This window comes from Enterobacter sp. CPE_E1241, assembly GCF_045618265.1.
Taxonomy (GTDB): Bacteria; Pseudomonadota; Gammaproteobacteria; order Enterobacterales; family Enterobacteriaceae; genus Enterobacter; species Enterobacter adelaidei.
In genome coordinates, this window is record NZ_JBIWYV010000001.1 from 75,037 (window position 1) to 90,147 (window position 15,111).

General features: G+C 46.3%; 16 protein-coding genes. 6 read left to right on the forward strand and 10 right to left on the reverse strand.

What is annotated here, in order from left to right:
• Nucleotides 1-65 precede the first annotated feature (65 nt).
• The 3 genes from ACJ9Y9_RS00335 to ACJ9Y9_RS00345 form a co-directional block, all read right to left on the reverse strand.
• A complete protein-coding gene (locus tag ACJ9Y9_RS00335; RefSeq protein ID WP_028017824.1) occupies nt 66-1,025 on the reverse strand; it encodes a DUF523 and DUF1722 domain-containing protein in 960 nt (319 codons plus the stop codon).
• Between the two features lie 101 nt (nt 1,026-1,126).
• On the reverse strand, nt 1,127-1,537 hold the full coding sequence (uraH, locus tag ACJ9Y9_RS00340; RefSeq protein WP_028017825.1) for a hydroxyisourate hydrolase: 411 nt from the start codon (nt 1,535-1,537) through the stop codon (nt 1,127-1,129).
• Between the two features lie 99 nt (nt 1,538-1,636).
• Nucleotides 1,637-2,362, reverse strand: coding sequence for a MerR family transcriptional regulator (locus ACJ9Y9_RS00345; RefSeq protein ID WP_028017826.1), 726 nt, complete (start codon nt 2,360-2,362; stop codon nt 1,637-1,639).
• A 117-nt stretch (nt 2,363-2,479) separates the two neighbouring features.
• Between ACJ9Y9_RS00345 and ACJ9Y9_RS00350 the strand changes: the two genes are divergently transcribed.
• From ACJ9Y9_RS00350 to ACJ9Y9_RS00360, 3 genes are all read left to right on the forward strand, one after another.
• Nucleotides 2,480-3,004 carry a lipocalin family protein gene (locus tag ACJ9Y9_RS00350; RefSeq protein WP_028017827.1) on the forward strand — a complete coding sequence of 175 codons (525 nt, stop codon included), beginning with the start codon at nt 2,480-2,482 and terminating at the stop codon, nt 3,002-3,004.
• Nucleotides 3,005-3,081: 77 nt separating this feature from the next.
• Entirely contained in the window at nt 3,082-4,080 is a 999-nt protein-coding gene (locus ACJ9Y9_RS00355; protein WP_028017828.1) for a class I SAM-dependent methyltransferase, read from the forward strand.
• Nucleotides 4,081-4,180: 100 nt separating this feature from the next.
• A complete protein-coding gene (locus tag ACJ9Y9_RS00360) occupies nt 4,181-4,624 on the forward strand; it encodes an acetyltransferase (RefSeq protein WP_028017829.1) in 444 nt (147 codons plus the stop codon).
• 33 nt (nt 4,625-4,657) lie between these two features.
• On the opposite strand, the gene ACJ9Y9_RS00365 is transcribed toward ACJ9Y9_RS00360, so the two are convergent.
• The 5 genes from ACJ9Y9_RS00365 to ACJ9Y9_RS00385 all read right to left on the reverse strand — a co-directional run bounded on the left by ACJ9Y9_RS00365 (nt 4,658) and on the right by ACJ9Y9_RS00385 (nt 7,775).
• The gene (locus tag ACJ9Y9_RS00365; protein ID WP_229255535.1) at nt 4,658-5,245 is read right to left on the reverse strand and encodes a hypothetical protein; all 588 of its coding nucleotides are present in this window, start codon (nt 5,243-5,245) and stop codon (nt 4,658-4,660) included.
• On the reverse strand, nt 5,242-5,607 hold the full coding sequence (locus ACJ9Y9_RS00370; RefSeq protein ID WP_072032702.1) for a tlde1 domain-containing protein: 366 nt from the start codon (nt 5,605-5,607) through the stop codon (nt 5,242-5,244). The genes ACJ9Y9_RS00365 and ACJ9Y9_RS00370 overlap by 4 nt, the downstream gene beginning before the upstream one ends.
• Nucleotides 5,608-5,616: 9 nt before the next feature.
• On the reverse strand, nt 5,617-6,102 hold the full coding sequence (locus ACJ9Y9_RS00375; protein ID WP_028017831.1) for a type VI secretion system tube protein TssD: 486 nt from the start codon (nt 6,100-6,102) through the stop codon (nt 5,617-5,619).
• A 244-nt stretch (nt 6,103-6,346) separates the two neighbouring features.
• Entirely contained in the window at nt 6,347-7,375 is a 1,029-nt protein-coding gene (locus ACJ9Y9_RS00380) for a virulence RhuM family protein (protein ID WP_028017832.1), read from the reverse strand.
• A gap of 58 nt (nt 7,376-7,433) precedes the next feature.
• Nucleotides 7,434-7,775 (reverse strand): SymE family type I addiction module toxin, encoded by a 342-nt coding sequence (locus ACJ9Y9_RS00385; protein ID WP_028017833.1) that lies wholly within the window; start codon nt 7,773-7,775, stop codon nt 7,434-7,436.
• A gap of 128 nt (nt 7,776-7,903) precedes the next feature.
• Between ACJ9Y9_RS00385 and ACJ9Y9_RS00390 the strand changes: the two genes are divergently transcribed.
• From ACJ9Y9_RS00390 to ACJ9Y9_RS00400, 3 genes are all read left to right on the forward strand, one after another.
• The gene (locus ACJ9Y9_RS00390; protein WP_072032703.1) at nt 7,904-8,065 is read left to right on the forward strand and encodes a YlcI/YnfO family protein; all 162 of its coding nucleotides are present in this window, start codon (nt 7,904-7,906) and stop codon (nt 8,063-8,065) included.
• 182 nt (nt 8,066-8,247) lie between these two features.
• Entirely contained in the window at nt 8,248-8,988 is a 741-nt protein-coding gene (locus ACJ9Y9_RS00395) for a hypothetical protein (RefSeq protein WP_407226044.1), read from the forward strand.
• Nucleotides 8,985-11,270, forward strand: coding sequence for a DEAD/DEAH box helicase (locus tag ACJ9Y9_RS00400; RefSeq protein WP_028017835.1), 2,286 nt, complete (start codon nt 8,985-8,987; stop codon nt 11,268-11,270). Before ACJ9Y9_RS00395 ends, ACJ9Y9_RS00400 begins: the two co-directional genes overlap by 4 nt.
• Nucleotides 11,271-11,468: 198 nt before the next feature.
• Here the strand turns inward: ACJ9Y9_RS00400 and ACJ9Y9_RS00405 are convergent, their stop codons facing one another.
• A complete protein-coding gene (locus tag ACJ9Y9_RS00405) occupies nt 11,469-12,281 on the reverse strand; it encodes a hypothetical protein (RefSeq protein WP_003844494.1) in 813 nt (270 codons plus the stop codon).
• A 493-nt stretch (nt 12,282-12,774) separates the two neighbouring features.
• Nucleotides 12,775-15,108, reverse strand: coding sequence for a primase-helicase zinc-binding domain-containing protein (locus tag ACJ9Y9_RS00410; protein ID WP_407226045.1), 2,334 nt, complete (start codon nt 15,106-15,108; stop codon nt 12,775-12,777).
• Nucleotides 15,109-15,111: the final 3 nt, after the last annotated feature.

Genomic DNA, 15,111 nt, shown 5'->3' on the forward strand with positions numbered 1-15,111 from the left:
ATGTCGTCTAAACGGGGTACTGCTTTGGGCCTCTAAGGGTCAATGGGGCCTTCGCATTTTTATGATCACTTGACTGCCAGACGCAGACCCAAATCATCAGGATAGGGATCAAAGTAGTTTTGCGTCATCAGATACCGGTCGGGGTATTCGGCCAGGTAATGCTTCAGCAGCGTTATCGGGGCGAGAATAGGCAACTGTCCGTTGCGATAGTGCAGGATTACGTCGCGCAGCTCGCCGCGCTGGCGGGTGTTGAGCTGGCGACGGAAATACCCCTGAATATGCATCAGCACGTTGGTGTGATTCTTACGCGAAGCGGGTTTTTTCAGGATGGTCATCAGCTTTTCCCGGTACGCCACGAAGAAGGCGTCCAGGTCTTCCCACTCGTGCAGCGAGGCAACGAACGGGCCGATTTCACGGTAGCCCGCCTGATGGTGCGCCAGCAGCTGGAGTTTGTAACGGCTGTGGAAGTCCAGCAGCGCGCGGCGCGTGAGGCCATTTTTACGCAGCGTGTTCAGTTCGTGCAGGGCAAAAACACGTTCGACAAAGTTTTCCCGCAGAACCGGGTCGTGCAGCCGTCCATCCTCTTCCACGGGCAGCCACGGCCAGGTTTCAAGGAGCGCGGCGGTGAACAGCCCGACACCCTCCTTGCGGCCCCGGTTGCCGTTTTCGTCATACAGCCGCACGCGTTCCATGCCGCAGCTTGGGGATTTTGCACAGACAATGAACCCCGCCAGATCGCCGATTTTCGACAGATAATCTGTCGTAAAGTCAGCCATTTTCTGCGTGAGATTGTCATGAGGTGGCTTGCTGAAGCGCAGCTGAGTTTCACCGCTTTCTGCCAGCGTTAAACGAATGGCAGGGCGTGGCGTAGGCAGCCCAATCGCCATTTCAGGGCAGACCGGCTTGAAGCTTACCCACTGGGCCAGTTCGTCCATGACAAAACCCATACGTTTATGCCCGCCGTCAAAGCGAACGGCGGAACCGGTCAAACATCCGCTAATACCCAGCACAGGTTTTTTTGTCATGGTGTGGTCCTCCCATTCTCCCTTTAAAAATTACACAACATTCGTAATTTGTCCAAGTATTAGCGTAAGTATTTTTTATATTCCTTTAAAATCAATGAGTATTAACTTCCCTTGTAGGTCGAGTAACCGTACTGGCTCAGCAGGAGTGGGATGTGCAGTTTTTCGTTGGTGCGGGTCACGGTAAACAGCACCGGGATCTCCGGGAAGAAGGAGTCCAGCTTTTTGCCGTGGAAGTAATCTGCGGTTTTGAAGGTCACTTTATACACGCCAGGCTGCATATCCTGATCCTGCGGATAAAGCGATTTGATACGTCCGTCGTGGTCGGTTTTACCGCTGGCAACCTGGGTCCATTTGTCCTGCTGCTGTTTTTCCAGCGTGACGGTAACGTCGGATGGCGGCATCCCGGTTTGCTGGTCAAGAACGTGTACACTCAGCGTGCCGACAGGGGCACTAAATACAGCCGGAGCAAAGGCCAGGGTGGTCAGCATCAGCAAAGGGGCGGTTTTTTTCATGGTGTTTTCCTGTTGGGTTATTCGTCACAGGAAAACGTTAGCATCTGCGGTGCGAAAAAATATTCAACTTTTCGTGAAGATTCCCACAGGAGAAAATCGTCAGAGGATAATCACTTCAAGCGATACCTGCTGCTGCCACTGCTCCACCTGCTTTTTCCGTGCAGCGGTGAGTTTACCGCTGGTGACCAGAAGCCATTTACGATCCGGGAATATTTCCGGTGCCAGCGCGGCAGGAGGCGAGGGCAGAATGTCGATCCGGTGACCTTGCCCGGTGCGCGTTAAGGCTTCGAGCCAGATCTCGCACGGGTCATTCAGATGCCAGCCACTGAGCAGAATATTATCGCCAGGCGCTTTTTTATCTCCCTCGAGACAAAACGAGGTGTAGGCGATGATGATGCCATCGAGGATTTCACGCAGGGTCATGGCAGCAGCGACGTTAGCGGAGACCTGACTACGCAAGGGGCGCAGTACGTTCGCGACCAGCTCTGGCCGAGGGTATTCGCGTCCGGCGTCGTAAATCATCTGGCGCAGGGACTCGACTTTACCGTCCTGCAGGCGTTGCAGCATGTTCTGTTGCAGGGTTTGCCAGTTGTTGGTCCGACCCGGTGTCGGGCGTTCCAGCAGGGGTTTGACCTGGCCAATCGGGACCCCTTTTTTTACCCAGTCGAGGATTTTTAGCGCCTGCTGGACGTCTTCATCGCTGTACTGGCGGTGACCGCCATCCGTGCGCTGCGGCTTGAGTAAACCATAGCGACGCTGCCACGCCCGCAGCGTGGTGGCGGTGATGCCGCTGAGTCTGGCGAATTCGCCGATGGAGTAAGCCATGCCCGTGTCCAGAGTGGAGGAATATTCTCAATATACTACGAATTTTCCCGGACGGGATGAAGCGTCGAAACGGTGCACTACAATTAACGTCCAATCATGCAAATGAAAGGAGTTCTCATGAAGGTATGGCCTGTTGTGACCGGTGTCGCCATCGCTCTGACACTGGTCGCCTGTAAATCTCCTACGCCGCCGAAAGGCGTACAGCCCATTTCAGGCTTTGATGCCAGCCGCTATCTCGGCAAATGGTACGAAATCGCTCGCCTGGAAAACCGCTTTGAACGCGGGCTGGAGCAGGTGACTGCCACCTACGGCAAACGCAGTGACGACGGCATTAGCGTGCTAAACCGGGGTTATGACCCGGTGAAGAAGACGTGGAATGAGAGCGAAGGCAAAGCGTATTTTACCGGTGAACCGACCACGGCGGCGCTGAAGGTGTCGTTCTTCGGCCCGTTCTACGGCGGCTATAACGTGATCAAGCTGGACGATAAGTACCAGTACGCGCTGGTGAGCGGCCCGAACCGCGATTACCTGTGGATTTTGTCGCGTACCCCGACAATCCCGGATGCCGTGAAACAGGATTACCTGAATACCGCGCGCGGTTTGGGTTTTCGTGTTGATCAACTGGTGTGGGTGAAGCAGTGAAGATCGTGCTTTCTTCGTAGGGTATTACTGGTCTGCCTGGATAGACTTTCGTTATTAGCGTAACGGGAGACAACGAGATGAACTGGCAGCCTTTTCGCGGCGACGCGCCGGAAAATATGACGATTTTCAGTGCGTCATTTCCCGATGTCAGCGACCAGTGGCCGATGAAAGACGATGCTGCCCGTGAGATCGCTGCGCTTGACCGGGCGCTGAAAGCCGAGCCAGCGCTCCGGCCCCCGCTGATTGAATACGAAGAAGGCGGGCAGGCCGTGCTTGTCCCTCAGAACCGTTATTCCGAACAGGCTTTTCGTAACCGGCCGGCGCTTACCGCGTGGCGAACGCGACTGGTGCCCTCCGCGCTGGCGTTGTTTGTGGTGCAAAACCCGCTGGAAGACCGTCTGCCTGACGGTACAAAAATGGACAGCGACAGCCGCCAGTGGTTTATCCACGCTAACGATGCGGTTGGCGTGCGCTCCCGTGCCAAAGTACTGGCCGCGCTGGTGGAAAAGTACATTCATAACGAAAGTGAGAACAACTGGGTCAGCCTGGCGAGTGGGGCCGCTATTCCGGTGCTTGAGGCGCTGCGCGAGGCAAAGCTCGACGGTCAGCAGGTTTTTCTCACGCTGGTGGACAAAGACCCCGTGGCGCTCAGCTGGGCCGAAACCATGGCGGCGCAGGAAGGCATTGTGGTGGGCGAACAGCTTACGCTGCTCAGGCGCAATCTGCTCCATACGCTGATACGTAACGAGGACTTACTGCTGGAGCTGGGCGAGCAGCAGGCCGAGCTTGTCGATGCACTGGGGATTTTCGAATACTTCAATGATGCCGATGCGGTGATTTTCCTCCAGCGCGCGCTGCGGATGGTAAAGCCCGGCGGAGCGGTTATTGTGTCGAACATGTTGACCAGCAGCCCGCAAATTGACTTTGTGCTGCGGGGTATCGGCTGGGAGGATATTCACCCGAGGTCGTTACAGCAGCTGCAGGATATTCACCTCGCGGCGGGCGTGCCGGTGGAAAACGTCACCGTGGTGGTACCGAAGGACGGGGTGTATGCGGTGATGGAAATTAAGGTTTAGCACGGTCGGTTCCCTCTCCCTGTGGGAGAGGCCAGGGTGAGGGGGAAAGGAATGTACGGAGTGACTTGAATTAACTTACTTATCCGCACATGATCCCACGATGAAAATAGAAACCGCACACCCCTCACACTTCGAACGTCTGGTCGCGATCTGGGAATCCTCCGTTCGCGCCACCCACCACTTTTTACAGGAAAGCGATATTGCGGCGCTGCGCCCGCTATTGCTCAACGCTTATTTACCTAACCTCAAGGTCGTGATTGCTGAAGATAACGCAGGCGCTATTCACGGCTTTTTAGGCGTTGATGAAAATCGCATTGAAATGTTGTTTGTTGATGATGAGAGCCGGGGGAAGGGCGTCGGGAAATTGCTTCTGCAATACGCCATCGCAGAGTTTGGCGTGAATGAAGTGGATGTGAACGAGCAAAACCCGCAGGGGGTGGAATTTTATCGCCATATGGGGTTTGAGCAGGTTGGCCGCTCAGAGCTGGACGGGCAGGGGAATCCGTTTCCGTTGTTGCATTTGCGGTTGGGTGGGCAGGCTTAACGCCCTATCCCTGTGGAAGAGGGCGTCTGCAAGCTAGTTACTGGTAATTTGTCCAATAATAACGCCACGCACTTTTTCGCCATCGAAGTAATAAGAGACCGTATTACTCTGGATGAATCCATTCTTTACTGGCGTCTCATGATAAAAAAACATCGCTTTCTTTTTTGCGATCTCTTTCTTGCCGAACAATTCAACTAAATTCCCGTAAGTAGCATTCAACAATGGAACATTAGCGACTGAGACGCTGACAGGTTCCGTTGTTTTAGCACACTCTTCATGGATGCCATCCCTGGATATGACTAGCGCAGTTAACAATCCTGCACCCATTTCGTTATCCGAGATGAACCAGTAATTCGTGCCATCGTCGTCATGAAGGCATACCCAACGAGCGGAATTGTCTTTGTTAACTGATGTGCTGGAGATATCTGATAGGTGAGTAACCTCCATTTGCACGGTTTTCTTACCAATGGTAATGATTGGGGTGAGGGCCAATGTTGTTGAAATTTCCGTCAGCGGTCCGTCATCCCGGTAATACTGAGTTGCGAAGCCGGTCATTTCCGTTGCTGATACTTGCGAACTGACTGCAACGACTAATGGCAATAAACAAAATAAACGCTTCATTTGACAATCAATACCGTATCGTTGCTTTTCCAGATACTCCTTCTGGCACTCAGAGGAGCAATGATACAACCTTCTGAAGAGTCATCAGGATGCAAACTGCTTTTACCATGAATTTTAAATGAGTCCCTACCACACATATCATTTGTCGAGTAGGGCGTGAGGCTGAGAGTATATTTCCCAGTGTGGGCAGAATTATGAGGGGATCCAATTGTGTAGGTACCTCGTGGTAGAGGTCCGCTGTTTTTTACACATTCTTGCGAGGGATCGTTTTTGTAACCAGTTGCTCCTGCGTAATCCGCATCGAATTGATAGACTCCATCGAGATAAAATTTGTGTTCTTTTACATCATATTCCCAGGACATACTTTCTCCTTAAGCGCGTACTTTCCATGTGTCGGAGTAAATGATGTTTCCATCAATGTAGTGCCATGTTATTTTTTCATAGGTCAGATCTACATATTCATGGTGTGTATTGCGTTCGTTTTTCGGGTGTTTTATATCAAACATGATAGGTTCAATTTGCACTACTTTTACGTTGTCTAAAATAGTCTTAAAGTAAGCGTCTTCAATTCCGTTATAGTTGATTCTGTAAAATATAAATTCCGCTTTTTTTAGTGTTTGTCCCGTACTCAATGCTTTATATAGATAAGTGGATGAGGAATCGATCTCTTTCATGAACGCATAAGTACTACAAATACGTTTTGCTGTTATTTTCCCTGTGAGTTTATCGATGGGTTGCTCAATAGAGTGCATAAACTCAATCACTTCTATTGAACCTTCGCGATCTTTTACATCAACAGACCCTTGAACCCTGCGGCCTTTATCGTCTTCAAGCCATAAGTAAACAGGTATAGCCATTTCAATCTCCTTTTTATCGATTGAGGAAACTACACTGTATTAATGATTTAAATTGTGACTTACATTTCAAAATAGAAATGATAAAAGTTCGGATTGGTGAAATGAAAAAATATCGTTGCGAAACATGGATGGTGTGAATAAATTTTTGAAGATTATATAATTGATTTATGGCTGTTCTTAAATCGTAGGACAATGATAACTGAAAAATAGTATCAAGTATTGAAATGATGAACCTGTGCCGGAATTAGCGTTTAGCCTGCTTATCCCATTTTAATAAGCCGATGATATCTTTTTCACCTTTGGCTTCTTTCAGCAAGCGCTGTTTTTTTTCAAACTCAACGTATTCTGAGCACGCCTTTTCATCAGCCGCTTTCTTGCTGATTTGACCAGCCCCTTCTAAAACATCCCTGTCGTTAAATTGCAGGAACTGATCGAGTTTGGTTTGCCAGTCGCGTAAAAATACCTGCTGGCGGCGTCTGGCCTGATCTTCGGCAAAATCCAACCACATATTCACAACGCGATTAAGTTCCCTTACTTCATCCTGAGACAGATAATTTTTTGCGGTGGTGACATCGCTTTTACGGACTTCTTCGCCTTTATAGCTGGTCAGCCCCATATGCGGTTGAGTGGCGTCCGCACGTTGGTGAATCAACTCAGCAGCGGTATGACCCGTGCAGGCAAAATGCAGTTTATTCTGGATAGTCTGGAAGAATTGCGTAGTTTCTTTGAGAGACGGCTGATAATCGGCAGCTAGCGCAAAAATCTCTTTCACGCGGAGATAGACCCGGCGTTCGCTAGCCCGTATATCGCGAATGCGTTCCAGCATTTCATCGAAATAGTCAGGCACGGCGGATGATCCGACAGGTGGATTTTTCAGGCGTTCGTCGTCCATCACGAAGCCTTTGACCAGGTATTCCTGTAGCGTTTGGGTGGCCCACTGTCGGAACTGTGTGCCTCGCGTGGAGCGGACGCGATAGCCGATAGCTAGAATGACGGGAAGGCTAAAATATTGAACGTTATATACTTTACCATCGCTGGCAGTTGTTCGGTAAAACCGAACAACTGAATTTTCGACCAGCTCACCCTCATCAAAAATGTTCTTGATATGCCCACTGATCGTTGCTTTGGCTTTGCCGTATAACTCACAGATCGTGGCCTGTGAGAGCCACAACGTATCGCTTTCGAAGCGGCATTCAATGCGAACTTTTCCATCCTTGCTGGCAAACATGACGAACTCACCGGCTGGTGAATTTATTAATTCTTCATATGTCATGCTGTCTCCGCGTCATAAGGTTGATGCCTGTAAATTCGTAGTATGCCAGAAACAGCCGCTAAGCCAGGTGGTTTGTATTTGATTTTGCGAGGCGTTTTCCAGGACGCGGAGCTTGGATCGCTGCGAGGGCGTCCTCTATCTCAACGAGCTTTGCTTTCGTCCTTTTATAATCATCCTGCAATCGCTGCTCCTGCTCGTTATATGCCACCAGAACGATGCAACCCTTCATCACCTTCACCGTGACCTGATGTCCGGTATCAAACCCCGCCGCTCGCAGCCATTTGCCGGAAAGAATGATATTGGGCGTGGATTTGTCGAAAACATTCGGGCGGTATCCCACAATTAACGAACGCTCGGTTCCGGATTGGTCGGCGTCTGGGGTAGAATGCGAATCAGCCATAATCAACTCCTTGATAGTTGGTGAGGTTAGACGCCCTTTAGTGCTCCAACACTACTGGGCGTTGTTAGAATTTCAAATCCATGTGGTAGGTACCATATGCTGATAAATTAACCGAAGTGGTACCTACCATGCAAGAGAAAAAGAAACCAAATTTTGACCGTACCAAAAGCACTATGAAGAACATCCGGTTCGAGGATGAGCTTTTACAACAGATTGAGAAGGTTGCGGGGAAAGGGAATTTTAGTAAGTGGGTGAAGGAGGCTTGTAAATTAAGGCTCAACAAGCAATAGAGTATGTATCTATAACTGGTATGAATAAGTCTTTCGGTGAAGTGCTGTTTATTTAAACAGCATTGTTACTCATCTCTAATCGTTGTAAATTAATCAATTAACAATTAATTCTTTGTTTCAGATTTATATTTATTTTCACGTAAACAGTTATTCAATATTCCTAAGGATAAGGGCTGAGTTATATGAATAATAAAAACATTATTAGAACACGGGATGATGTTGATTGGGGATGTTACCATGATGAATTAACCAGCGCTGAAGTAATGGTAAAAATATGTGTAATAAGAATAAAAACTATAAATAAAATTGCAGAAGAATTAACAAAAATAGTTTTGGATAAATCATGGGTGATGGATTTAGATGCTCGTACACAAAGATGTTATAGGTATACTGTAGAGGAAACTTCGGAATTATTAGTTGATATATTCAACAAAATAAAAGCTCAATCTTCATCTGAAAAGGATATTGGCGTTGAATTTGGTGAGATAATGGTTTCAATGGGAGCGTCAAGGGCATTAAATAAACTTTTTAATCATGTTTCTCTTCCAATTGCAGAGCTTTGGAAACCTCAAAAAAAACAGAATGAAGGATTTGATTTTCATACTGTTTGCCCTCAAAAAATGGTCAATTTTGGTGAGGCAAAGTATTCAGGTACTTCTAATCCTCATGGTGATGCTTTAACACAAATTATTGATTTTATAAATGTAGAAAAGCATCTAAGAGATGTGCTTCATTTGGAAAAATTGGCTGGAGAAGAAGCTTGTGACAACCTAGATAAAGAGTCTTTCGGTGTGGTTGCTGCATTTTCTATAAACTCTGAAAACTATGATCTTATTATTAGAAATGCTTTAGAAAGTGTGATGCAAAAAAATCTCTTAAGTAAGTGCAGTATAGTATATCTTGTGGGGGTGATTTATAAATGAAAACAGCTATTCTGAAGATAAAAGAAGATGTAAATCCCAGCGAGAGCATTGAATCTTTGCTTATGCAGTTACATACAAAAGGTCCAATAGACAACAAATTATTAGAAAAGTTAACCTATTATAAATTATTCCATAAAAAAGATTTTTCTTTCTATGAAGATAGGATAGTTTTGGAGTTAGGGTTGTTTTATAAAAACACTAAACCAGATGATTTGTTTTCATTTATTTTGTCAGGGATTGGGAGAACAAACCATAGACTTTTTAAGGAATACTTAACGCCTGTCCAGGCTAGTATAAGGTTAGCGATTCAAGAAGAAAAGTATGTTTCTATTTCCGCGCCAACAAGTGCAGGAAAGTCATTCTCTGTAAAAGACTACATTGAAGAATTAAAAGGGGATGTTGTTATAATTGTTCCTTCGAGGGCTTTAATTGCTGAGTATATAAATAATCTCCGTGATAAATTTGGCAAATCAAAGAATATAATGATATCCTCTTTCGCTGACATGATATTCAACAGCAGAATAGGTTTGCGACACATTTTTGTTTTAACCCCTGAAAGAGCAAGAGATTTATTCCCAATCCGAAATAAGTTAAAAATAGATCTATTTTTCTTTGATGAAGCACAAGTATGTGAAGAAAAGGAAAGAGGAGTTACATTTGATGCTCTGGTAAGAAGAATAAAGTCAAATTTTGAAAAGGCGAAATTGGTTTTTGCTCATCCATTTGTTGAAAATCCTAATGCACAAATGCAAAAACATGGATTGGATCTAAGCAAGTCTTATTCACACGCTTATCCGCATAATACTGTTGGGAAAATTTTTGTTTTTAAGCATTCGAATGAGAAAGACTATTACTTCTCTCCATATATAAAAAAAGGACATTTGCTTGATAAAGCTGTTCCTTTCGATGGATCATTTGAGGACTTTGCTTTTGATGGTTCAAAATCTGTACTGGTATATGTTTCAAAAGCTTCATTATACAATGGTCATTTCAAAAAGGATTTTGAAAAGTTTATAAATCGCTTTAATACTATATCTAATAAAAATGCTCTAAGTATTATATCTAAAGTTGAAGAGTTATTGGGCGCCAATAACCACGGTCATAAATCAACCTTAGTAGATTTGCTTAAGATTGGGGTCGTGATTCATCATGGTTCAGTTCCACTGGAAGTACGGTTTCTTATTGAAGATTTTATCAGGAGCGGATATGCAAAAATCTGCTTTGCTACAAGCACATTAGCTCAGGGCATAAATATGCCGTTTGATATTATTTGGCTAGTGAACATGCGAATCCAGGCTGATAATGATGAAGAACGAGGGTTAGCATTTAAAAATCTAATAGGAAGAAGTGGGAGGTTAACCAAAGAAAATGTATTTGATTATGGTTATGTATATACAAAAAACCCAGAGTTGCTTGCTCAGAGAATAAATTCAACATTTAAAATGAGTGAAAATTCAATTTTGGAAAATGTTCTAGACGATCCCAATCATGACATGAATGAGTTTGTTTCTTCAATTTTTGATGGTTCATTTGATGAGAATTATAATCTTCCAGTTTCACGAATAAATAGAATGTCTGGAATGAACGTTATTGGTTGCATTAAAGAGGCATTAGATATTATATTTGAATATGCCGATGGTGGTTCTCTCAAAGGTGAACGCAATAAAATAAAAAGAGATATAGTTCGTTCAAATCTAAAACTTGTTTTTGAGTCTTATATCGGCAGGGATTTATTGAAGGGAGAAAGTAACGTATTTGATAATGCAATAACGATCCTCTTTTACCTTATCCAAGGTAAATCTTTTAAGGAAATAGTTGGGATGAGATATAGCTATGCTTCTAATCGTGATGAAAATAAAAATGGTTATGCTCCATTTATACAGCCAGCGAGTAAAATACCAGATGTTAATTTAGAAAATGCATTCCCAATGTTCAACAATATTAAAGCTAAGAATGTAAGTTATGATAGAATTGTATTCGACACGTATGACTATTTAGATACTGTAATCTCTTTTTCACTTACGGATGCGTTTATGGGAGCTTTCCGCGTTTATTATGAAAAGACTAAAGATAATAATGCCATGAAAATGATGGGATTGCTAAAATATGGAACATTAAATCCTATTCATACTTTATTGCTTAGATATGGTTTTTCTCCTGAAAATATTGATTTGGTTGAAGAGCATATTAAATATATTAGTGAGTATGATATTGTTTTTAATAAATTAGAAAATATCCCTATTGACATACAAGATAAGATTTCGTGGTATCTACCTGAATAACAGGGCGAAGTTTATGATATAAAGTTTGTGAATAAAGGATAAAATTAACTGAGTAGAAACTTTGGCGGAAGATCACAGGAGTCAATGTTGAGTTGTAACTTCATGTTTTATATTGTTATTTTTACTGCACTATGATGTTTTTATACGCATTGCTATACACATGTGCTGTGGCACAGTGTATAGCAATTTAACTCCGGCTCAATCCAGCTTGGTCACTACTTCATTCATTGTATAGTGCACAAATTGCTTTCCTAGTTCGGTCAGTACATAAGATTTTGTGTTCTCGAAAGCAGACTCAAGCGTTGATGTGCCACGCTTGGCTTGCGGGGCATGTCTTTGTTTTAAGAACTGACCATCTTCTGTGGTATTACGTGCTTGCCTAATCACTCCACCTGTTGACAGATCTCTAATTAACATTTTGTAGAGATCAGCCTCAGCCGAATCTTCGCGCGGAATTATTTCATGCAATTCCATCCATATTTCATAACGGGTTACGCCTGGATTTTGATAAATAATTCTGATGACTTGAAAATGCACTTCGTGATAAATATTAAGCCAATCTATAAATAAACGAATAATATCATCAGAACATATTTTAGAACTGACAGCATTAGTTATCATATTAGAGACTAGCTGTCTTTTTTCTTGTGTATCAGCATCATTCCATACACGAAAACTTTTGCGGACTAAATCAAGATACTCCTCAGACTCAAGTCTTTCATTGATATCCTCGCCTAGTTGTTCAAATCTCTTTGCTATAACATTTAAAGTTGAATTTAAATTTTCTAGTTTTTTATGATGTTCTTCAAGCCACTTTGTTTGTAATGAGTTTAATTTTATATTGCCTTCTTCGCTTTTAAAATTTGCAATAGCACCTAAAAAACCTCCAATCCAAGGTATGCTCCCTAATGCTGCAAGAGCGAACTGTTCTGCTAATCTTTTTTTATTAGAAGGATTTAAACTATCTATTTCATTTCTAAAGTCAATAATATCGAAATTATCATCATCCATCTGAATGATTCCTTATATGTTGCATGATAATACTTAAAATATATGCTTGTTTAACATAAGGATGAATCGATTTTTGAGATTTCTATCAAGGATTAACATTTTAGTTACTATGGGCACGCAGTACTTTCCATTCAAGCGCTAGTTTCGACTATAACTACAAAAAAGTTTTTTTGCATTTAACTGTTCACACTGTTCACCTTGCCATTTTTCTTTTTAATATCATAGCGATAAGTGATGAATAGTTGGTGAAGAGTGAACAGTCGACTCTTCACCTTTGTGATTTTTGATCGTCTGGATGAGTCCGGTCAGGTGATGCGCGGGGGGATAAAAAAATTTTTTTGGGTTTGACTGTTCACACTGTTCACCTCTGGTTTTTTATTAATAATTTCATGGTGATACAGGGTGAATATACGGTGAAGGGTGAACAGTGGATTGTTCACCCTATGAAAATGGTCAGAAAGGAAAAGACCGGCTGTTGCCGGTCTGGAGTTGGTTATGTCGCTGCAGGGTCATCGCATTTCGGCAGCCAGTCGCCGTAGCTTTCTTCTTTCAGCGACAGGTTAGTTTGTATCCCCTGCTTTGTGTGCCGCTTTTCATAATTCAGGCCGTACTCTTTCAGCATCATGGGCAGCCCCAGCCCGAACATTTTCAGGCTGAGCACGTTCCTGTATCCGTTAGCCTCCATATAGGCCAGATACGCGTGATAGAGATATTTACGGTAATTACGCGGGACGATGCTGGCATTGCCCATAAACATCCCGTTAGTCTGCGGCAGCATTTCCAGATAGCCGCAAAAATCAAACGTCGGGTCAGCATCACGCTTGATACTGAGCGCCTCGTCGGAGTTCTGCTGCGACTGGAGCAGTGCGCGCGCGGTCATCGGGTCGCTGAATTTCTGCATAAGCTGGCGCACGATGACGGCCAGCTCTCGCGCAATTTTATCCCTGAGCTGCGGGTCGCGTTCCTCCGGGGCAATCTGCTCCGGGAAATGAATAATCACCCGGCGACGTGACACACCGCCGCTGCGGTCGGTGAAGCGCATCGGGTTATTGTTCACGGCCAGAATGACCGCCGGAATATGCGTTGAATAAGGGTTCTGGTATTTCGGGTCAACCGAGACCGCATCGCCGCCGGTGATGGCCTTGAGTCCTGCACCGTCACCGCTCCATTTTTCCTGGTCAGGCAGACGTATCAGCGAGAAGCCAATCAGGGAGGCACGCTTGCGCGGGTCTTCCAGCGTGTCGATATCGGCCGACGTGGCGTTATCCTCTCCGGCAAGCAGGGTCGCAATTTCGGCCAGAATACTTTTCCCGCTACCGCCGGGACCGGTGACTTCGAGAAAGAGTTGCCAGTCGTAACGGTTCGCCAGCACCATAAACAGCGCGGCCAGAATTACATCGCGTTTTTCTGGTCTGCTACCGGCAGCACGGTCGAGCCAGCGCCAGAAATTCGGGGCATGGGTCTCCAGCGTTTCCCCCTCAACAGGCGGGGTAAAATCCACGTCGCACAGCGTGCGCAACCAGTGAGATTTGCTGTGCGGGCTGAACAGGCCGCTCCGGGTATCGAGTACCCCGTTGCGAAAGCCAATCAGACGGCGTGCCGGTGCGGCCTGCTGAGGAATAATCAGCTTCAGCGTCTCAACCACTGAGGTGATTCTCCCCGACGAGAACGGGGCGCGCAGGCGCTGGAAAAGCCCGGCTACGTCGCGTTCGAAACTGGACGGCTGAACGACTTTCCATATCCCTGCTTCATAACGGGACAGGAGCTGGCCGTTCGCATCCACCGCCAGCGCTTCGCCGTAATGCTCATGTACCCGCCAGGCCTTGTCGCTGGCGCTCATGGCGGTAAATTCCGCCTCGCTCATGATGTCGAACGGACTTTGCGCCGGTGGCCGGATGGCGTCATATATCGCTTTCCGCGTGGCCTCCCCGCCGTTCTGCATAAACGCATCATTCCAGTCACCGAACACCGGCGGTAGTGCAACAATGCCCTCACAGGATTCTGCGGCCGCAGCGGCTTTGTTCTGGCCGTCGCCGCTCAGGTCACGGTCGGCGGCGAGCACAATCTGACAGGCCGGGTGTTTCTGACGGACAAGGCTCGCCAGAGAAAGGAGGTTCACGGACGACAGCGCCACCATGACGGTTTCCCCGGTCAGGTGATGCACGGTGAGCGCGGTCGCATAGCCCTCCGCAATCCACAGACGTTTTCCGGCCTGTTTTTTCCCTTCGATGACATGACATGCCCCTTTAACCTGACCGCCTTTCAGGGTGCGTTTGAGACCGTCAGAACTGATAAGCTGAAGGTTAACCAGTGCGCCGGTACCGTCATACAGCGGGACAACCACATCACCGGCGCGGAACGTCACGCCGCCGGTTTTGTGTGTGGCCGTCAGCATGAGACATTCATGTCCGGGAAAACCCTTGCGGTTCAGATAGGCGTTGCCGCTGGCCGTGCGGGTTTTCTCGATGAGCCTGACGGCCAGCGCGGCCGCCGCTTTACGGTCGGCCTCTGTTTCAGTCTCTGCGGCCGCAATCACTTCCGGGGCAACCGGCGGCAGGTTGCCGGTCACGGCGTTCACCTTCCCGGCAGCCTCTGATGCGTTCACGCCGAACACCTTTTCGACCAGCTTAAGCCCGTCACCCGCGCCGCACTGGTTACAGAACCACGTCCCGCGCCCCTCTTTATCGTCAAAGCGGAAGCGGTCAGAGCCGCCGCACACCGGGCAGGCCTGATGGCGGTTTTTAATGACCTTCACACCCAGCGCCGGGAGAATGCGCGGCCAGTGGCCGCACGCCTGTTTTACGGTTTCCGTTACGTTCATTTTCATCTT